At 75.3% G+C, this 17,449-nt stretch carries 18 protein-coding genes and 1 riboswitch; of the genes, 9 read left to right on the top strand and 9 right to left on the bottom strand.

What is annotated here, in order from left to right; translation table 11 throughout:
• Positions 1–129: 129 nt before the first annotated feature.
• Positions 130–1,800: an amidohydrolase gene (locus tag GD880_RS10370; RefSeq protein WP_152231555.1), complete on the top strand. Its 1,671-nt coding sequence runs from the start codon at positions 130–132 to the stop codon at positions 1,798–1,800.
• A gap of 82 nt (positions 1,801–1,882) precedes the next feature.
• On the opposite strand, the gene GD880_RS10365 is transcribed toward GD880_RS10370, so the two are convergent.
• Positions 1,883–2,884, bottom strand: coding sequence for a 1-phosphofructokinase family hexose kinase (locus tag GD880_RS10365; protein WP_152231554.1), 1,002 nt, complete (start codon positions 2,882–2,884; stop codon positions 1,883–1,885).
• Positions 2,885–3,183: 299 nt separating this feature from the next.
• On the opposite strand from GD880_RS10365, the gene GD880_RS10360 reads away from it, so the two are divergent.
• Entirely contained in the window at positions 3,184–4,536 is a 1,353-nt protein-coding gene (locus tag GD880_RS10360) for a serine/threonine-protein kinase (protein ID WP_152231553.1), read from the top strand.
• Positions 4,537–4,609: 73 nt separating this feature from the next.
• Here GD880_RS10360 and GD880_RS10355 read toward each other — a convergent pair whose 3' ends face one another.
• Together GD880_RS10355 and GD880_RS10350 are read right to left on the bottom strand one after the other, a co-directional pair.
• On the bottom strand, positions 4,610–4,936 hold the full coding sequence (locus GD880_RS10355) for a DUF2218 domain-containing protein (protein WP_226909556.1): 327 nt from the start codon (positions 4,934–4,936) through the stop codon (positions 4,610–4,612).
• Positions 4,933–5,400, bottom strand: coding sequence for a PadR family transcriptional regulator (locus GD880_RS10350; RefSeq protein ID WP_226909555.1), 468 nt, complete (start codon positions 5,398–5,400; stop codon positions 4,933–4,935). The genes GD880_RS10355 and GD880_RS10350 overlap by 4 nt, the downstream gene beginning before the upstream one ends.
• A 270-nt stretch (positions 5,401–5,670) precedes the next feature.
• Positions 5,671–5,737, top strand: a riboswitch (guanidine-III (ykkC-III) riboswitch).
• Between the two features lie 10 nt (positions 5,738–5,747).
• Here GD880_RS10350 and GD880_RS10345 point away from each other — a divergent pair.
• On the top strand, positions 5,748–6,062 hold the full coding sequence (locus GD880_RS10345) for a DMT family transporter (RefSeq protein ID WP_152231551.1): 315 nt from the start codon (positions 5,748–5,750) through the stop codon (positions 6,060–6,062).
• Positions 6,063–6,105: 43 nt separating this feature from the next.
• Here GD880_RS10345 and GD880_RS10340 read toward each other — a convergent pair whose 3' ends face one another.
• Together GD880_RS10340 and ppk2 are read right to left on the bottom strand one after the other, a co-directional pair.
• Complete coding sequence (locus tag GD880_RS10340) at positions 6,106–6,966, bottom strand: 5'-3' exonuclease (protein WP_152231550.1); 861 nt, start codon at positions 6,964–6,966, stop codon at positions 6,106–6,108.
• 24 nt (positions 6,967–6,990) lie between these two features.
• A complete protein-coding gene (ppk2, locus tag GD880_RS10335) occupies positions 6,991–7,941 on the bottom strand; it encodes a polyphosphate kinase 2 (protein WP_152231549.1) in 951 nt (316 codons plus the stop codon).
• Positions 7,942–7,995: 54 nt separating this feature from the next.
• On the opposite strand from ppk2, the gene GD880_RS20330 reads away from it, so the two are divergent.
• The 3 genes from GD880_RS20330 to GD880_RS10320 all read left to right on the top strand — a co-directional run bounded on the left by GD880_RS20330 (position 7,996) and on the right by GD880_RS10320 (position 10,982).
• Complete coding sequence (locus tag GD880_RS20330) at positions 7,996–8,376, top strand: YtxH domain-containing protein (RefSeq protein WP_193314445.1); 381 nt, start codon at positions 7,996–7,998, stop codon at positions 8,374–8,376.
• A 235-nt stretch (positions 8,377–8,611) separates the two neighbouring features.
• Positions 8,612–9,730 (top strand): phosphate ABC transporter substrate-binding protein PstS, encoded by a 1,119-nt coding sequence (pstS, locus tag GD880_RS10325; RefSeq protein ID WP_152231548.1) that lies wholly within the window; start codon positions 8,612–8,614, stop codon positions 9,728–9,730.
• Positions 9,731–9,893: 163 nt separating this feature from the next.
• Entirely contained in the window at positions 9,894–10,982 is a 1,089-nt protein-coding gene (locus tag GD880_RS10320) for a VIT1/CCC1 transporter family protein (protein ID WP_152231547.1), read from the top strand.
• On the opposite strand, the gene lhgO is transcribed toward GD880_RS10320, so the two are convergent.
• Positions 10,943–12,172: an L-2-hydroxyglutarate oxidase gene (lhgO, locus tag GD880_RS10315; protein ID WP_152231546.1), complete on the bottom strand. Its 1,230-nt coding sequence runs from the start codon at positions 12,170–12,172 to the stop codon at positions 10,943–10,945. The two genes, GD880_RS10320 and lhgO, sit on opposite strands and share 40 nt — an antisense overlap.
• A 125-nt stretch (positions 12,173–12,297) precedes the next feature.
• Positions 12,298–13,644, bottom strand: a complete 1,347-nt coding sequence (locus tag GD880_RS10310) for an MFS transporter (RefSeq protein WP_226909553.1) — start codon at positions 13,642–13,644, stop codon at positions 12,298–12,300.
• Between the two features lie 56 nt (positions 13,645–13,700).
• Between GD880_RS10310 and GD880_RS10305 the strand changes: the two genes are divergently transcribed.
• Positions 13,701–14,654: an ArsR/SmtB family transcription factor gene (locus GD880_RS10305; protein WP_152231544.1), complete on the top strand. Its 954-nt coding sequence runs from the start codon at positions 13,701–13,703 to the stop codon at positions 14,652–14,654.
• A gap of 11 nt (positions 14,655–14,665) precedes the next feature.
• On the opposite strand, the gene GD880_RS10300 is transcribed toward GD880_RS10305, so the two are convergent.
• Complete coding sequence (locus tag GD880_RS10300; RefSeq protein WP_152231543.1) at positions 14,666–15,574, bottom strand: EamA family transporter; 909 nt, start codon at positions 15,572–15,574, stop codon at positions 14,666–14,668.
• 89 nt (positions 15,575–15,663) lie between these two features.
• On the opposite strand from GD880_RS10300, the gene GD880_RS10295 reads away from it, so the two are divergent.
• The gene (locus tag GD880_RS10295) at positions 15,664–16,161 is read left to right on the top strand and encodes a MarR family winged helix-turn-helix transcriptional regulator (protein ID WP_226909552.1); all 498 of its coding nucleotides are present in this window, start codon (positions 15,664–15,666) and stop codon (positions 16,159–16,161) included.
• Between the two features lie 103 nt (positions 16,162–16,264).
• Here GD880_RS10295 and GD880_RS10290 read toward each other — a convergent pair whose 3' ends face one another.
• Positions 16,265–16,708 carry a hypothetical protein gene (locus GD880_RS10290; RefSeq protein WP_152231542.1) on the bottom strand — a complete coding sequence of 148 codons (444 nt, stop codon included), beginning with the start codon at positions 16,706–16,708 and terminating at the stop codon, positions 16,265–16,267.
• Positions 16,709–16,898: 190 nt separating this feature from the next.
• Between GD880_RS10290 and GD880_RS10285 the strand changes: the two genes are divergently transcribed.
• Positions 16,899–17,447 (top strand): hypothetical protein, encoded by a 549-nt coding sequence (locus tag GD880_RS10285; protein ID WP_152231541.1) that lies wholly within the window; start codon positions 16,899–16,901, stop codon positions 17,445–17,447.
• The last annotated feature ends 2 nt before the right edge of the window (positions 17,448–17,449 follow it).

The raw sequence follows: 17,449 nt of genomic DNA, 5'->3' as shown, positions 1-17,449 counted from the left end.
GTGGGCCAGTCACCGCCGCCGGAGCCGGCGGCGGTGACTGGCCCCGGCGCGGACGTCGCCGCCGGGCCGGCCCGGCGGTGCGTCCGCCCGGCACGAGTCGCGCAGCGTCGCGCGGAAAGGGACAGGGCGATGGCAGCTGACTGGGTCTTCACCTCGGGGCGGATCTTCGACGGCCGACGGGTGCACCCGACGGCCACGGCGGTGGCCGTCACGGGGGACCGGATCGTCGCCGTCGGCACCGACGCCGAGGTCCGCGCGGTAGCCGGCCCCGCGGCCGAGCACGTCGATCTCGCCGGCCGGCTCCTGACCCCGGGGTTCACCGACGCCCACATCCACGCCGGCCAGGGCGGCATCGAACGCCTGGGATGCGACCTCACCGCCGTGACGGGGGCCGACGCGACGGTCGCGCACGTGCGCGACTACGCCCGGCGCAGCGACGAGGAGTGGATCACCGGCGGCGGGTGGTCCATGGCCGACTTCCCGGGCGGCACGCCCACCACGGACCTGCTCGACGCCGTCGTCCCGGACCGGCCGGTGTTCCTGGTCAACCGGGACCATCACGGCGCCTGGGTGAACACGGCGGCGCTGCGCCGCGCCGGGATCACGGCGGCCACGGCGGACCCGGCGGACGGCCGGATCGAGCGCGACGCCCACGGCGGGCCCAGCGGCACCCTCCACGAGGGCGCCATGGACCTGGTCGCCGCCCTGCTGCCGGCCGAGACACCCGAGCAGCAGCGCGCCGGGCTGCTCGAGGCGCAGCGCTACCTCCACGCCCATGGCATCACCGGCTGGCAGGAGGCGATCGTCGGGGACTACGCGGGCCACCGCGACATCAGCCCCGCCTACCGCGCCCTGGCGCGGGAGGGCCTGCTCACCGCCCGGGCGACCGGGGCGCTGTGGGTACCGCGCACCACCACCCTCGAGACGCTCGACGACGTCGTCGCCGACCTGGCCGCGCGGCGCCGCGTCAACGGGGCCGGCGGGTTCCCGTCGGTGAGCGCGAAGGTCATGATCGACGGCGTCGCGGAGAACCGCACCGCCGCCATGCTCGAGCCGTACCGGTGCGCCTGCGCCTCGGACCACGCCGACGGCGGGCGCGGGCTGACCTACCTCGGCCGGGACGTGCTGCTGCGGGTGGCCGCCGCGCTCGACCGCGCCGGGTTCGACCTGCACATGCACGCCATCGGCGACCGCGCGGTGCGCTACGGGCTCGACGCCGTCGAGCGGCTGCGCGCCGAGGGCGGCGGGTCCACCGGCCGCCACCACCTCGCCCACGTCCAGGTGGTCGCCCCCGACGACGTCGCCCGCTTCGCCGCCCTCGGCGTCGCCGTCAACGCCCAGGCGCTGTGGGCCTGCTACGACGACCAGATGGCCGAGCTCACCGTGCCGCTGCTGGGCGAGGAGCGCACGGGGCACCAGTACCCGTTCGCGTCCCTGCTCGCCGGCGGGGCGCGGCTGGCGATGGGCTCGGACTGGCCGGTCTCCAGCCCCGACCCGTGGCAGGCCATCCACGTGGCGGTCACCCGCCGCCCGCCGGGCGAGCCGGACGCCGAGCCGCTGCTGGCGGACCAGGCGCTGTCGCTGCAGAGGGCCCTGGCCGCCTACACGGCCGGGTCCGCCTGGCTCAACCGCCTCGCCGAGGGCGGCGCCGTCGAGCCCGGCAGGCTCGCCGACCTCGTGGTCCTGAGCACCGACCCGTTCGCGCTCGACCCGGCCGACCTGCATACCGTGGGCACCGACCTCACCCTCGTGGGCGGCCGCGCCGTGCACGTCACCGACCGGCAGGGCGCGGTCGCCTGAGCCTGGGCGGTGGGGTGCGCGGCGTCCACGCCGCCGTCCACGTGCCCGGCGTCAGCGCCGGGTGACCTCGACGCGCCCGGCGTCAGAGCCGGGTGACCTCCACGTGCCCGGCGAAGGCCTCGATCTGATCGCGCCGCCCGGTGCCCAGCCCGCGCCGGGTGACGTTGAGGGCGCCCGCGGCGGCGCCGAGCCGCACGGCGTCGACGAGCGGCTCGCCGCGGCCCGTCCCCACCGCGATGCCCGCGGTCATCGAGTCGCCGGCGCCCTTGTGCTGGGTGGTCGTCACCGGCGGCGCGGCCACCAGGCAGGCGTCCTCCCCGGTGACCACCAGCGTGGGATCCTCCGCCCGGGAGACGACGACGGCCTCGAGCCCGCCGTCGACGAGCGCGCGCCCGGCGTCGCGCAGCGTCTCCACGGCGTCGTCGCCCGCGAAGCCGCCCTCGAGCATCTCCTCGTGGCTGATCTTGAGGATCACTCCGCCGGCCTCGGCGACGGCGCGGGCCTGGTCGCCGGAGAGGTCGGCGACGATGCGCCGGCCGGAGGCGCGCAGGTCGGCGGCCAGGCGGCCGAAGAAGTCCGGCGGGACGCCGAGGTCGGGGTCGGCGCCGGTCAGCACGCAGACGTCGGCCTCCAGGGCGTGGACGAGCATGGTGCCGAAGAGGTCGTCCTGGGCGTGGCGGTCCAGCGCCGGGCTGCGCATGATGACCACCTCCTCCCGCGTGCCCCGCCGGTAGTCGACGATGTGCGCGCTGTTGCCCGTGGTCTGCGTGGTGCGCAGGTCGAGCCCCTCGGCGCGGGCCAGTGCCGCCGCCGCGATGCCGGTCTCGCCGCCGAACGGCGCGCACACGACGGCGCGCCCGCCCAGTGCGACGACCATCCGGGCCACCCACAGCCCCTGGCCGCCGGCGTGGACGTGCACCTGCGGGCTGGTGGGGTCGTTGAACAAGGCCTCGACGCTCACCTCCAGGGCCGGCCCGACGGCGAGCACGCAGGCGAGCGGGCCGCCCTCGCCCGGTGGGGCGTCCAGGCCGGCGTCCTCCGGCTGCGGCCCCGGGCGGGGGAGGTCCTCAGATGGTGGCGGCATGGCGCCATCCTCTTCACCGCGCCGGGTGGCCGCACCCGGGGCTGGGCGGCACGGTTTCGTGCGAGCACGGGATGAGCGCGGGGCGTGCCCTCCGGAGGGGGCTGGGCCACGTCCGTCAGGCGTCGATCGCGTGGCACAGCCGTGTCATGAGCGCGGGGGCGTCGGCACCGCGCCGACCCTCCCACGGCCGTGCACCGGGAGGCGACGGTCCGCGCGTGCGCCGCGAGGGTGCCGACGCCTGTCGCTCGTGAAGGGACGCCCGACGGGCCGTTTGCGTCCGACCGGGCGAAGATGGCCTCATGACTCCGGGGACGCTGCAGGACCGCTACGTGCTGCGGCGACCCATCGGACGCGGCGCCACGGCGGAGGTCTGGGAGGCCGAGGACGCGCTGCTGGGTCGGACGGTGGCCGTCAAGGTCGTCAACCTCGCCGCGACCACCGACCCGACGCTGGCCGACCGGTTGCGCCGGGAGGCACAGGCGATGGCGGCGCTGGACCACCCGGACGTCGCCACCGTGTACGACGTCGGAGTCGAGGGCGGGACGGCCTACCTCGTCATGGAGCTCGTGCCCGGCCGGGACCTCGCGGCGGTGCTGCGCGACGGGCCGCTGCCCCTGGCCGAGGCGCTGCGCATCGGCGAGCGGGTGGCCGGCGCCCTCGAGGTGGTCCACCGCGCCGGGATCGTCCACCGCGACGTCAAGCCGGCGAACGTGCTCGTCGACGGCGAGCAGGTGGTCCTCGTCGACTTCGGCATCGCCGCGGTGGGTCACGCGACGGCGGCGCTGACCACTCCGGGCACCACCGTGGGCACGGCCGAGTACATGTCGCCCGAGCAGGCCGCCGGCCGGGCCGCCACCCCGGCCACCGACACGTACGCGCTGGGGTGCCTGCTGACCACGCTCATCGCCGGCCGGGCGCCCTTCACCGGCGAGAACCCGCTCGCCATCCTCCACCAGCACGTCGAGGCCGTGCCGCCGCGGCTGGCCGACCTGGCGCCCGGCGTCTCGGCGCGCCTGGACCGGTTGGTCGCCGCGCTGCTCGCGAAGGAGCCAGAGCGCCGTCCTTCCGCCGCACAGGTCCGGGCGACCCTGCGTCGCCTGCGCACCGGCCCAGCCGTCGCGCTTGCGTGGGCCACGGCAGCGACGGCCGCGGCCCGCCCGAGCACGCGGCCGGCGCGCCCGAGCGCCGGCCCCGCGCGCCCGAGCGCCGGCCCCGCGCGCCCGAGCGCCGGGCCGACGCGCCCGGGCACCCGGTCGGCCCACGCGCGCCGCCGCCGGTGGATCGGCGCCGGCGCCCTCGCCGCCGCCGTCGCGGGCGCCGTCGTCGTCGGCGGCATGACGGCCGGCGCGCCCACGGACGGCGCCGTGCCGAAGAACCCCATCGCCGTGCAGCAGCCGCAGACCGTGACGGTGCCCGCCGACGCCACCGGGTCCGCCGGGTTTACCGGGGAGCGGGCGCCGGAGGTGGAGGTCGTCCCTCCCCAGGCGCCGGAGGTGCAGCGCGACACGGCTCGGCAGGCCGACGGCGAGAAGGCCGGCCGGGCGGCCAAGGGCGAGGGCAAGAAGGACAAGGACGAGCCCAAGAAGGACAAGGACAAGAAGGACGGGGACAAGAAGGGCAAGGACAAGAAGGGCAAGGACAAGGGCAACTAGCTCGCCCGACCCGCGCCACCTCGACTCAGCGCCGGGAGAGATCCCGGCCCTGAGCCGCGCACACCAGAAGTCCTCAGAGGTTTTCCGGCGCCGACCACTCGACGACGAGCTCGGCGCGCTGGCCGAACCTCTCGAGGTGCCCGCCGATGACGCGCTCCACGATGGCGAGGGCGTCGAGATCGGGCGCGGCGGCCACGAGGAGCAGGTGGTCATCACGCACCAGGACGTCGCCGTACCCGACCGTCAACCGGATGCGGTGGCCGTCCGGGAGCTCCTCGACCGTCGCCTTGCGCCCCAGGTGCGAGGCGAGCTGCTTGGCGTACCGGGCGGGGGCGTCGGTGCGCACCTGGGCGCGGGCGCCGATCATGGCGGCGCCCCGCTCGTCGGTGTTGCCGCTCATCGGGCCTCACCTCCGGCGGCGTCCGACGCCTCGCCGGGCACCGACTCGCCCGCCAGCACCAGGTAGACCTTCCGGCGCGCCTCGGCGAGCAGTGCCGCGGCCGCCCTCCGCTGGGCGTCGGTGCCGGTCCGGGCGACGACCCGCACCGCCTCGTGCAGCTGCCCGATCTCGCCGCGCAGGTCGACGTCGTCCGCGCCGTCGGTCCGGCCCGCGAACGGGTCGGACCACGAGCCGGCCTCACGTTCGACCAGCGCACGGCCGTCTTCGGTCAGTGCCGCCTGGCGCCGGCCACCGCCGGCGGCCGTCATCGTGATCAGGCCCTCGTCCTCGAGCTGGCTCAAGGTGGGGTAGATCGCCCCGGGGCTGGGGTGCCACCGGCCCCCGCTGCGCTCGACGATCGTCTCCATCAGCTGGTAGCCGTGCATCGGCTCCTCGGCCAGCAGCAGCAGGACGGCGGTGCGCACGTCGCCGCGGGACCTCCGCCCGCCGCGCCGCCTGGGGCCGCCGGGCGGGCGCTCGCCCGGTCCGCCGCCGTGTCCGCGGTGGCCTCCGCCGCGCGGGCCGCGGCCTCCCCAGGCGCCATGGCCCGGCTCTGACCTCATGTACTCATCTCTCATGCACATCACGATATATCGTGATGTGGTGTGTGTCGAGAGGGGTGTCCTCACCCTGAGGCGGAGGCCGACCTCACCGCGGGTTCCGTTGCCGCCGCCCGGGCCGTGTGAGAACGTCGAGGCACGCCCCATCGAGGGGGCGCCGGACGAGGGAGCTGTACCCGGCGAGCGACAAGACGGCCGCGAAGGAGACCGTCATGTCCTGGCTCGTGCTCGTCCTGTCCGGCGTCCTCGAGGCGGTGTGGGCGACCGCCCTGGGCAGGTCCGAGGGCTTCACCCGCCTCGTCCCGACCATCACGTTCTTCGCCGCGCTGGGCCTGAGCATGGCCGGCCTGGCCTACGCCATGCGCTCCCTGCCGGTGGGCACCGCCTACGCCGTGTGGGTGGGCATCGGGGCCGTCCTCACCGTCACGTACGCGATGGTGACCGGGGACGAGGCCGTCTCGGCGATCAAGGTCCTGCTCCTCGCCGGCATCGTCGGCTGCGTCATCGGGCTCAAGGTGCTCCACTGACGCACCGGCTCCGCCGGTCGGGGCCGCCGCTCCGGACGGCCCCTCAGGCGACCCGTTCCGCGAGCCGCTCGGCCCGTTCCCGCAGGCGCGGCGCGCCGAGCTCGGCGGCCACGGCCGCCGCCTCGGCCGTGGGCCCGGCCCAGCGCCACTCGTCCACCGTGCCCACCGGCGCGTCCGTCCGGGCCGTGGCGACGTCGCGGAAGAGCAGCGCGAGGTCCCACTGCTCGCGCAGCACGGCGTTGAGCTTGGCCGCGGAGCGCACCCCGGCGTCCCAGCCGAGCGGGTCGGCCGGGATGTCCTCCAGGTGCCCGAAGCGGTCGAGCACCGCGGCCGCCGACTTCGCGCCCCAGCCGGGCAGGCCGGGGAAGCCGTCGGCGCTGTCGCCGACCAGGGCGAGCAGGTCGGGCACCGACGCCGGCGCCACGCCCAGGCGGGCGTGCACGCCGTCGGCGTCGAACCACTTGTCCTGCCGCCGGTCCCACTGCCAGACCTTCCCGCCCACGCACTGGGCGAGGTCCTTGTCGGGGGTGCAGATCGCGACCCGTTCGACCCGCGGGTCGGCGGCGGCGACGCGCGCGGCCGCCGCGAGGGCGTCGTCGGCCTCCTGCTCGACCATGGGCCAGACCGGGAAGCCGAACGCCGTCAGCGCCGCCTCGACCACCGAGAACTGCGCCGTCAGGTGCGGGTCCACGCCGGCGCCGTCCTTGTAGGTCGGCCACATGGCGTTGCGGAAGGACTCGATGACGTGGTCGGTGGCGACGGCCACGTGCGTGCCGCCCTGCTCGAGCAGGCTCAGGCAGGAGGCGACGACGCCGCGGGTGGCGCCCCGGTCGGCGTCCTTGTTCGCGGGGGAGAAGTGCTGCCGGAACAGCTCGTAGGTGCCGTCGACCAGGTGGATCCGCATGGGGTCGAGCCTGGCACAGCCGCCTCACTTGTGGGACGGGTCCTCCACGAGCGACGACGCCCAGTCCGGCACGTACTTGGACACCTCGATCGGCGGGCGCTGGTAGCCCGTGCCGGGCAGGCGCTCGGGCAGCGTCACCTTCTGGGGCTTGACGTCGCGGTAGGGCAGGGACTCCAGGAGGTGGTGGATCATGTTCAGCCGCGCCTGCTTCTTGGAGTCCGAGGCCACGTGGTGCCAGGGGGCGACCTGGGTGTCGGTGTGCACCATCATCTCGTCCTTGGCGCGAGAGAAGTCCTCCCACCGGGTGATCGACTCCAGGTCGATGGGGGAGAGCTTCCACTGGCGCAGCGGGTCGTGCAGGCGCTTCTTGAACCGGGCGAGCTGGACGTCGTCGGAGACGGAGAACCAGTACTTGCGCAGGAAGATCCCGTCCTCGACGAGCATCTGCTCGAAGATCGGGCACTGGCGCAGGAAGCGCTTGTGCTCCTCGGGGGTGCAGAACCCCAGGACCTTCTCGACCCCGGCGCGGTTGTACCAGGACCGGTCGAAGAGCACCACCTCGCCCGCCGCCGGCAGGTGCTCGACGTAGCGCTGGAAGTACCACTGGCCCTTCTCGCGCTCGGTGGGCGCGGGCAGCGCGGCGATGCGCACCACGCGCGGGGAGAGGTACTCGGTGATGCGCTTGATCGTGCCGCCCTTGCCCGCCGCGTCCCGGCCCTCGAAGACGACGACGACGCGGGCGCCGGTGGCCCGGACCCACGACTGCAACTTCCCGAGCTCACCCTGCAGCCGGTAGAGCTCGGCGTCGTAGACCTTGCTGGGGATCTTGGTGACCCGGAAGCCGGAGACCTCCGAGGGCACCTCCCCCTCGGCGACCCCGTCCGGGTAACCGGCGCCGTCGGGCAGCTCCAGGCCCGGCGGCGGCACCTTGGGGACGCGTCCCGCGCTGTCGGCACGCTTCTTCGCGGCTGCCATGGCGGCAGGCTAGTCCGCGAGCACGCGCGGCACATGCGGAAGGGCAATAGGCTCGTGAGCCAGACCCACTTGCACGCACCGGAGGTTCTCATGGGCAAGTTCTCGTTCGTCGTCGGCGCCGGCCTGGGCTACGTCCTCGGGACCCGGGCGGGCCGGGCGCAGTACGAGCGGATCAAGAAGGCGACCTCCGTGGTCTGGTCCAGCCCTCGGGTGCAGGAGCGGGTGCAGAAGGTGGAGACCAAGGTCGGCGACATCGCCCGGACCCAGAGCGCGGCGATGACGGACAAGATCGTCGCCCAGGTGAAGGACCGGATCCTCGGCGGCCCGTCCACTCCCGCGGGCCCCACCGGCACTCGGACCGCCGGCGCCTCCGGCAACGGCGCCACCACCGGCGCGCAGACCCCGCCCGCGGAGCCCATCCCTCCCGTCTCCTGACCTGCGGGGCGCCCCTGTCGCCCCATCCCGCTTCACCGCGAGAGCTCCAGTGACGCGGCGCCGAGCACTCGCGCGGCCGGTGCCCTCCGCGCCGCGGGTGTCGAGACGGGACGGACCCCGTCCAACCGCTCTCGGTTCACCGAGTGTTCACCGGGTCTCCCGCACCACCCGGAACTGTGCCGCCTACCCTCGGAAGGACGCTTCGCCGTTCCCGCGCGCGAACCCGGAGGGATCCATGTCTCGTTCTCGTTCGAGCCTGCGGCGCCTGGTCGCCGCCGGTGGTGCTGCCGCCCTCGCCCTGACGCTCGCCGGTTGCGGCGGCGGTGGTGGCGGCGGCGGGGGAGGCTCCGCCGGCGGCCTGAGCGGGACCCTGCCCGGTGCCGGCGCGTCGTCGCAGGAGAAGGCGATGAACGGCTGGCTGGCCGGGTTCCAGGAGCAGCACGCGGGCGTGAAGGCCTCCTACGACCCGGTCGGCTCCGGAACCGGGCGCGAGCAGTTCCTCAACGGCGCGGTGCTCTTCGCCGGCTCGGACAAGGCGATGTCCACGGACGAGGTGGCCAGGGCGAAGCAGCGCTGCTCCGGCAGCGAGGCGCTCGAGCTGCCGGTGTACATCTCGCCCATCGCGATCGCCTACAACCTGCCCGGCCTGTCGGCGCAGCACCTCAACCTCACGCCCCCGACGCTCGCCAAGATCTTCAACGGCGACATCAAGACGTGGAACGACCCGGCCATCGCCGCCGACAACGCCGGCGTGCAGCTGCCGTCGACGGCGATCGTGCCGGTCAACCGCTCGGACAACTCGGGCACGACGGAGAACTTCACCGAGTACCTCGCCAAGGCGGCGGGCGGCGCCTGGCCGCACGAACCGAGCGAGAAGTGGCCCCTCCAGGGCACCCAGTCCGGCGCCCAGACGTCCGGCGTGGTGCAGACCCTGCAGGGCTCGGAGGGCACGATCGCCTACCTCGACGCCTCCCAGGTGCCGAAGGGCATGGGGACGGTGGCCGTCGAGGTGGGCGGCGAGTTCGTGCCCTACTCGCCCCAGGCCGCGGCCGCCGTCGTCGACGCCTCGCCTGCCGCGCCCGACGCGACCGACCTGCGCCTGACCATCGACATCGCCCGCGACACCACCCAGGCCGGCGCCTACCCGGTGGTGCTCGTCTCCTACGAGATCGCCTGCTCCACCTACGACAAGGCGCAGGACGCGGACAACGTCAAGGCGCTCCTGACGTACATCGCCTCGCCGGAGGGGCAGGACCGCGCGGCCGACCCGAGCGTGGCCGGTTCCGCGCCGATCACCGACTCCCTGCGGCAGAAGGTCGACGCCGCCATCAACCAGATCAGCGGCAAGGCCTGACCCCGGAAATCTCTCTCCCCGGCTCCCGGAAGTCTCCGTCCCGGGGCCGCCGCGAACATCGTTTTCCCGCGTCCTGACGCCGATTCTTCGGGTCGGCGAACAGTGGGGGATTCCACCCCGGCGGCCCTGGAGGCGGCGCCGCGCCGCTGCCACCATGAGCCATATGTCCACTTCCCCGTCGCCCGCGCGCCCGCAGCCGACCACCGCCCAGGTGCGCCGGTGGCGCCGGTACCTGGCCGACGAGCGGGCCGAGGGCGCCGTCTACCGGCACCTCGCCGCCCGGCGCGAGGGGGAGGAGCGGGAGATCCTGCTCGGCCTGGCCGACGCCGAGCGGCGCCACGAGCAGCACTGGCGCGACCTGCTCGGCGAGCACGCCGGCCGGACGGGCAAGGGAGCGCTGCGCACCCGCGTCCTCGGCTGGCTCGCCCGCACCTTCGGCGGCGTGTTCGTCCTCGCGCTGGCGCAGAACGCCGAGCAGCGTTCCGGCTACGCCACGAACGAGGACGCCACCACCGCGATGGCCGCCGACGAGCGGGTGCACGGCGAGGTGGTCCGTGCGCTGGCCACCCGCGGCCGGGCCCGCATGTCGGGCAGCTTCCGCGCCGCCGTCTTCGGCGCCAACGACGGCCTGGTGTCCAACCTCGCCCTCGTGCTGGGCATCGGCGCGACGGGGGTCTCGGCCGGCACCGTGCTGTTCACCGGCATCTCCGGCCTGCTCGCCGGGGCCCTGTCCATGGGGGCCGGGGAGTACGTCTCCGTGCGTTCGCAGCGCGAGCTGCTCGAGTCCTCCCACCCGGACCCCGACGCGCACCGGGTCATCCCCGACCTGGACCTCGAGACCAACGAGCTCGCCCTGGTCTACCGCGCCCGCGGCATGTCGGTGGGGGAGGCCGAGGAGCACGCGGCCGGCGTGATCGCCCGCGTCACGGCCGGGCACGGGATGCCCGAGCAGGAGCGCCGCGACTACGAGGAGGTCGGCAGCGGCTGGAACGCCGCGGTCTCGAGCTTCTTGTTCTTCGCCTCCGGGGCGTTCATCCCGATCCTGCCGTACATCGTCGGGATGGCCGGCACCCCCGCCGTCCTGCTCGCCGCCGGGCTCGTGGGCGTGGCGCTGCTGGGCACCGGCGCCGTCGTCGGCGTGCTGTCCGGCGCGCCGCCGCTGCGCCGGGCGCTGCGCCAGCTCGCCATCGGCTTCGGCGCGGCCGCCGTCACCTACCTCCTGGGCCTGCTCTTCGGCTCCTCGGTGGTCTGACGCTCCCCGAGCACCCGGGCGGCGATCATCCGCCCGATCGGCAGCGCCGACGTCGCCGCCGGTGAGGGGGCGTTGGCCACGTGGAGCTGGCGCGGGGTCTCGCGCAGGAGGAAGTCCTCCGCCGGGGTGCCGTCCCGCATGATCGCCTGGGCGCGGATGCCCGCCACGTGCGGGCGCAGGTCCGCCGCCGTCAGGCTCGGGCAGTACCTGCGGGCCTGGGCGAGGTAGCCGGTCTTGACCACCGAGCGGACCGCCTCGGCCAGGCCGGTGCGCAGGTTGGCGCGGGCGAAGCGCCACATGCCGGGAAAGCGCGCGAAGTCGGCGACGTCACGCAGGGAGACGGCCGTCTTGGGGTAGCCCTCGCGGGCCAGGCCGAGGACGGCGTTGGGCCCCACCGTGATCCGTCCGTCGATCGTGGGGCTGAGGTGGACGCCCAGGAAGGGCAGCGCCGGGTCGGGCACCGGGTAGATGAGGTGGCTGACCAGGCCCGCCCGCTCCGGCGGCAGCTCGTAGTACTCGCCCCGGAAGGGCACGATGCGGAAGTCCGGCTCGACGCCGCCCAGGCGCAGCACCCGGTCGGCCTGCAGGCCCGCGCAGGCGACCAGGCGGCGGGCGCGGAAGCCCCGCCCGGGGGTGTCGACGTCGACGGCGTCGGCGCGCTCCCGGACGGCGACGACCTCCGCCGCGGTCAGCACCTCCCCGCCGGCGGCGCGCACCTCCGCGGCCATCGCCCGCGCCACCGTCCGGTAGTCCACGATGCCGGTCGCGCGCACGAGCAGCGCCGCCAGCCCGGTGACGTGCGGCTCGAGGTCGCGCAGCCGGCCGCGGTCGACCGCCTCGACGGCGATGCCGTTGACCCCGGCGCGCTCGCCGAGCCGGTGCAGCCGGGTGATCTCCGCGCCCGTGGTGGCCACGACGAGCTTGCCGATCGTGCGGTAGGGGATGTCGTGCGCGTCGCAGAACGCCTTGGTCGCCGCCTCCCCGGCGCGGCAGAGCGTGGCCTTGAGCGAGCCCGGCGCGTAGTAGATCCCGGCGTGGATCACGCCGGAGTTGTGGCCGGTCTGGTGCGCGGCGAGGGTGCGTTCCTTCTCCAGCACCGCCACCCGGCTGCCGGGGCGCTCGCGCAGCAGGTGCAGCGCGGTGGAGAGGCCGACGATGCCGCCGCCGATCACCAGGTAGTCGTAGGTCATCACGGTCCTCGGATGGCTCGACGCCCCGGCGGCCGCGCCGGGCGGGTCGAGGCCAGTGTGGCGCAGCGGGCCTGCGGTGGTCAGCCGTTCGCGCCGCGCCGGCCGGCGGGTGGCCGGTGTCCGACTTAGGCCGCCCGTGCGGCGCGCCGCCCGATCCACGCGACGCCCAGCGCCGCGGCCAGGAACATCGCCCCGAGGCCGGCCCAGCCCGGCACGCCGTGCCGCAGCGCCGTCGCGGTGACCACCACCGGCGCCAGCATGGCGCCGACGTTGTACCCCATCGCGAACAGCCCCTGGTAGGCGCCGGCCCGCGCCGGGTTCGCCAGCTCGAAGCTCAGCCCCCAGGTGGCCGCCGAGGAGAGCACCTCCGCGAAGGAGTGCGCCGCCATCGCGAGCAGGACGACGGCGACGGCGAGCGCCGCCCCGACGCCGCCCGAGGCGGCATAGCCCAGGCACGCGGCGACCATGAGCAGCCCGGCCAGAACCATCATGCGGCCGGCGTGCGCGGGGTCCTCGGTGCCCCGCGAGAGCGGGATCTGGAACACGATGACGATCACCGTGTTGAGCACCAGCGCGGCGGAGACGACGACCGTCGGGGCGGCGGTGTGCTCGCTGACCCACAGGGGCAAGCCCACCTCGGCCAGCGCGAACTGCATGCCGAACAGGCCCGACAAGGCGGTCAGCAGCAGGTAGCGCGGGTCGCGGAAGGGCGAGCGGCCCGTCGGGGCGGCCACCTCCGCCGTCCGGTCGCGGCGTGGCGCGTCCACCCGGGCCGGCAACCGGCGGAAGAGGAACGCGCCGGCGAGGTACGTCGCCCCGGCCAGGGCCATCGTCACCCGGTAGGCCGGTGCGGTGTCGAGCACGAGCGCCGCGCCGGCCAGGGCGGAGCCGAGCGCGATGCCGATGTTGGTCACCGTGCGCAGCACCGCCCGCGCCCCCACCCGCGCCCCGGCGTCGAACGCCCGGGCGATGATCGCCGACCGGGCCGAATGCTCCGCCGAGCTCGCGCCGGCGGCCACGCACGCCAGCACCAGGGCGACGGCGAAGGTGGTGGCCGCGGTGTAGGCGACGACGGCGACGCCCTGGGTGAGCGTGAGGACCAGGCACAGGGAGCGCGCGCTGACCCTGTCGGCCAGGTGCCCACCCAGGAGCGAGGTCACCACCCCCACGCCGCTGGAGGCGGCCAGGATCAGCGCGACCTGCGCCGCCGAGAGCCCCACGATCGAGGTGAAGTACAGGACGGTGAGGGTGAAGAACACGCCGCGGCCGAGCGTGCTGACGGCGGTGGCGGCCATGAGCACGCGGAGCACCGGGTCGCCCAGGCCGCGGGCCAGCGCGGCGCGGAGCCCGCGGCCGCCCGGGGCGCCCTGTCCGGCGCCGGTCGCCGCACCCTGTCCCAGCTCGGCCGCGGCGGCCACCGCGGCGTCGGTGCTGGGATCCGCGGCGGCGGGGGAGATCGGCGTGCTGCTCACGTCGGGAAGCATGGAGGGAAACGGACGGCTGTGGAATCGATGTAGCGTACTGCTTCATGTTGCGGTACGAGCTGACCGAGGCGGACCTCGCCGGCATCCGCTTCGGCCTCTCCCCGCTGGGCGAGACCGGGCTGTCCCTGCGCGCGATGCGGGACCCCTCCCGCTACCCGCTGCAGCTGCCCTGGCTGGCCCGCACCGAGGCCGCGCGGGAACGTGTGGACCGCGAGCTGCTCATTTCCCTGGTCGACGAGCGGCTGTGGACACCGGACTTCCTCAACCCGCGCCCGCTGTCCCCGCTGACCCGGTTCGAGGACGAGCTCGACGCGCTCGCCCGCATTGGCCCGCGGGAGTTCCGCGACCAGCTCACCGCCGTGCACGGCGCGGTGCCACCCGTGCTCGCCGGCCCGCACGCGCGGGCCGTGGGCCGCCTCGTCGCCGCGCTGCGCGAGTACTGGGAGCTGTGCATCGCCCCGTACTGGGCCCGGATGCGCGCCGTGCTCGAGGCGGACATCGTCCACCGCGGCCGGGTCATCGCCAACAGCGGCCTGGCCGCCATGCTCGACGGGCTCGCGCCCGGGGTCACCTTCGACGGCCGGGTGATCTCCGTGAGCCTGCGCAGCCCGGTGGAACGCACCGGCGGCGGCCGCGGGCTCACGCTCGTGCCGACGATGTTCACCCGCCGGGTCTCCGCGCCGGTCGGCGCGGACGAGACCCCCGTGCTCATGTACCCCGCCCGCGGCCAGGGCGTGCTGTGGGAGCGCGAGCGGATCCCCGACGAGGCCTCGGTGGCGGCGCTGCTGGGCCGGGTGCGCGCCCGGCTGCTCGTCGCGCTCGCCGAGCCTGCCTCCTCCACCGAGCTCGGTGTCCGGTTCGGGGTGACCACCTCTGCCGTCAACCAGCACCTGCGCGTGCTGCGCGACGGCGGACTGGTCACCTCCACCCGGTACGGGCGCAGCGTGCTGTACCTGCGCAGCGAGCTCGGCGACGCACTGCTGGGAGTGCGGCGGTAGCGCCTTCGCCGTCAGCGCGTCGCAGGGAGGCGCCGCGGTACGCGCCACCGGAGCGCCGGCGGGGCGAGCTGGGCGCCGACCACCGCGCCCATCGCGAGGGCGAAGCCGACGAGCTGCAACGGCGTGAACGCCTGGCCGAGCGCCAGCCAGCCCAGCACGGCGGCCACGGTGGGCGAGACGAGGCCGAGGAAGGACACCGAGGTGACCTGGAGGCGGCCGATGCCGTGGAACCACACGGCGTACGCCGCCAGGGTGCCGACGACGCCGAGCCACGCGTAGCCCGCCAGCGCCGCCCCGGTCGGGGTCGGCGGCGGTCCTTCGACGACGACCGCCAGCGGCAGCAGGACCGCGCCGCCGGCCACGAGCTGCCAGGCGGTGAACGTCAGCGCGCCGACCGGGCGGCCCCACCGCTTGGTCAGCACGATGCCGGTCGCCATGGCGGCGGTGCCCGTCAGGCCGGCGAGCACGCCCACGGCGTCGAGTGCCGCGTCCGCCCGCAGCACCAGCAGCGCGACCCCGACCAGGCCGGCCACCGCCCAGCCCAGCTGCCCCCGCCGCGGCACGGTGCCCAGGAGGGCGAGGGCCAGCCCGGCCACGAGCAGCGGCTGCGCGCCACCGAGCGTCGCGGCCACCCCGCCCGGCAGGCGGTAGGCGGCGAGGAACAGCAGCGCGAAGAACGCCCCGAAGTTCAGCGTGCCCAGCACCGCCGCCCGCCACCACCAGACGCCGCGGGGCAGGCGCCGGACGACCGCCAGCGCCACCAGCCCGGCCGGCAGCGCGCGGAGGACGCCCAGCCACAGCGGGTGCCCCGGCGGCAGCAGCTCGGTGGTCACGAGGTACGTGGTGCCCCACACCGCCGGCGCGGTTGCGGTCAGCACCGTCAGCCACGGCCCGCCGGCCGCCGTCGTGCGCTCGCCCATGACTTCTCCTCAACGTCGAATAGTTCAACGTTGAGGAAACTAGCGCAGGGTATGCTCAGCGTCAAACAGTTCAACGTTGAGGAGTTCTCGTGGTCGCGACCGACAGGGTGGACGCCTACCTGGAGCAGTGGCGCACCGAGCGCCCGGACCTCGACCCGGCCCCGATGGGGGTGCTCGGGCGCCTGAGCCGGGCGTCGCAGCTGGTCGACCGGGAGCTCCGGACGTTCTTCGCCGAGCACGGGCTCCAGCCGGGGGAGTTCGACATCCTGGCCACCCTGCGCCGGGCCGGGACCCCGCACCGGCTCAGTGCCGGCGCCCTGGCGGACAGCAGCATGGTCACGTCCGGGGCGATCACCAACCGCATCGACCGCCTCGTCGCCAAGGGGTACGTGACCCGGGAGACCGACCCGCACAACCGGCGCTCGGTGCTCATCACCCTCACCGACGCCGGGCGCGAGCTCGTCGACGTCGTCGCCGGCGCGCACCTCGAGAACGAACGGCGCCTGCTCGAACCGCTCACGGCGGCGCAGCAGGAGCAGCTCGCGGGGCTCCTGCGCCGCCTCCTCGCCGGGCTCGGCGACATCTGACAGGGTTGGGCGCCGGCAGAAGGGCATGCCGGGGCGGCAGGGTGACGGGCATGCCGGGGCGCACGTGAGCGTGTGCGCCGGCCGGGCGCGGGCGCCGTCCGGCTCAGCTGCCGGACGAGCCCAGCTTGGCGGTCAGCTCGTCGATCTTCGCCGACAGGCTGTCCAGCGCGTCCTTGGTGGCCCCCTGGGCGGAGGTCTTCGCCTCGCTCACCTTCGCGCGGGCGTCGTCGAGGGCGGCCTGCGCCTTGGCCTTCGCCTGCGCGCCGTCGCTGCTCTCGAGGGCCCGGCGGGCGTCGTCGATCGCCGTCGACGAGGACTGCACCGCGTCCTCGACCTTGGTGCGCACCTCCTCGGAGGTGATGCCGTTGAGCTGGCCCTTGAGGTTGTCGACGGCGCCGCGGGCGTCGTCCACCAGCCCCTGCGCCCCGGCGACGGCGGAGGAGACCGACGCCGAGACGGTCCCAGCTGTGCCGCCCCCGTTCGAGCAGGCCCCGAGCAGGGCGGCCGCGGCGAGGACGGTGACGGCGGCCTTGCGGACGGTGCCCATGGCGCTCCCCTTCCGGTCCGGTGCGTTCCACCATACGTGAGGCGGCCGGGACGGCACCGGGCGAGCGGGGGAACTTGGGGCGGTTCTCGTGCGTCGGACCTACAGTGGTGGGCAGGTGCCCCTGCCGACCTGGGAGACCGCCATGACTGGAGTGCCCGCGGACGTGAGTGCAGCCCATGACCTTGTGGACGTGCTGACCACCCTGGCGGTGATCGCCGGCGTCGGTGCGCTGGTCCTGCTGACCACCGTGGGCCTGACCGGCTGGTGGGTGGTGCGCCGGATCCGCCGCTCCCGGGCGCTGCGCCGCGGCGCGCTGAGCGTGCGGACGATCGCCGCCGACCCGGCCGGGCGGCGGATCGCCCGCCAACGGCTGGCGGTCCAGCGGGCCACCGACGCGACCGACCGTGCTCTGGTCGACGCCCGCGCCCACGGCCGGCCCCTCGGAGAGCTGCCCGCCGTCGCGGCGCGCCTCGCCGGCGCGGCGGCCGAGATCGAGGACCGGCTGCGGCTGGCCGCCGGCGAGCCCGACCCGGCCCTGCGCCGCGCCCTGGCCGATGACGTCGACGACGCCGTGCGCGAGCACGGCCGGCTCTCCACCGAGCTGCGCGCGTGCCTGCTGCGCACCGGCGCGGCCGTGGGGGACGCCCGGCTGCAGCGCGCCGGGACCTCGCTCGCTCTCGAGGTCGACGCGCTGGCCGCGTGGGGCCCGGCCTACGGCGCCCCCGGCCGCGTCGCCTGAGC

The sequence above is a fragment of the Georgenia ruanii genome (assembly GCF_009193175.1).
GTDB lineage: Bacteria > Actinomycetota > Actinomycetes > Actinomycetales > Actinomycetaceae > Georgenia > Georgenia ruanii.
Note: the sequence above shows the minus strand (reverse complement) of the source record. Positions and strands in the feature narration are given on the sequence as shown.

Excerpts from the sequence above, each read along its gene's own strand:
- GD880_RS10370 (WP_152231555.1), top strand. The coding sequence starts at position 130 with ATGGCAGCTGACTGGGTCTTCACCTCGGGGCGGATCTTCGACGGCCGA.
- GD880_RS10365 (WP_152231554.1), bottom strand. The coding sequence starts at position 2,884 with ATGCCGCCACCATCTGAGGACCTCCCCCGCCCGGGGCCGCAGCCGGAG.
- GD880_RS10360 (WP_152231553.1), top strand. The coding sequence starts at position 3,184 with ATGACTCCGGGGACGCTGCAGGACCGCTACGTGCTGCGGCGACCCATC.
- GD880_RS10355 (WP_226909556.1), bottom strand. The coding sequence starts at position 4,936 with ATGAGCGGCAACACCGACGAGCGGGGCGCCGCCATGATCGGCGCCCGC.
- GD880_RS10345 (WP_152231551.1), top strand. The coding sequence starts at position 5,748 with ATGTCCTGGCTCGTGCTCGTCCTGTCCGGCGTCCTCGAGGCGGTGTGG.
- GD880_RS10340 (WP_152231550.1), bottom strand. The coding sequence starts at position 6,966 with ATGCGGATCCACCTGGTCGACGGCACCTACGAGCTGTTCCGGCAGCAC.
- ppk2 (WP_152231549.1), bottom strand. The coding sequence starts at position 7,941 with ATGGCAGCCGCGAAGAAGCGTGCCGACAGCGCGGGACGCGTCCCCAAG.
- pstS (WP_152231548.1), top strand. The coding sequence starts at position 8,612 with ATGTCTCGTTCTCGTTCGAGCCTGCGGCGCCTGGTCGCCGCCGGTGGT.
- GD880_RS10320 (WP_152231547.1), top strand. The coding sequence starts at position 9,894 with ATGTCCACTTCCCCGTCGCCCGCGCGCCCGCAGCCGACCACCGCCCAG.
- lhgO (WP_152231546.1), bottom strand. The coding sequence starts at position 12,172 with ATGACCTACGACTACCTGGTGATCGGCGGCGGCATCGTCGGCCTCTCC.
- GD880_RS10305 (WP_152231544.1), top strand. The coding sequence starts at position 13,701 with ATGTTGCGGTACGAGCTGACCGAGGCGGACCTCGCCGGCATCCGCTTC.
- GD880_RS10300 (WP_152231543.1), bottom strand. The coding sequence starts at position 15,574 with ATGGGCGAGCGCACGACGGCGGCCGGCGGGCCGTGGCTGACGGTGCTG.
- GD880_RS10290 (WP_152231542.1), bottom strand. The coding sequence starts at position 16,708 with ATGGGCACCGTCCGCAAGGCCGCCGTCACCGTCCTCGCCGCGGCCGCC.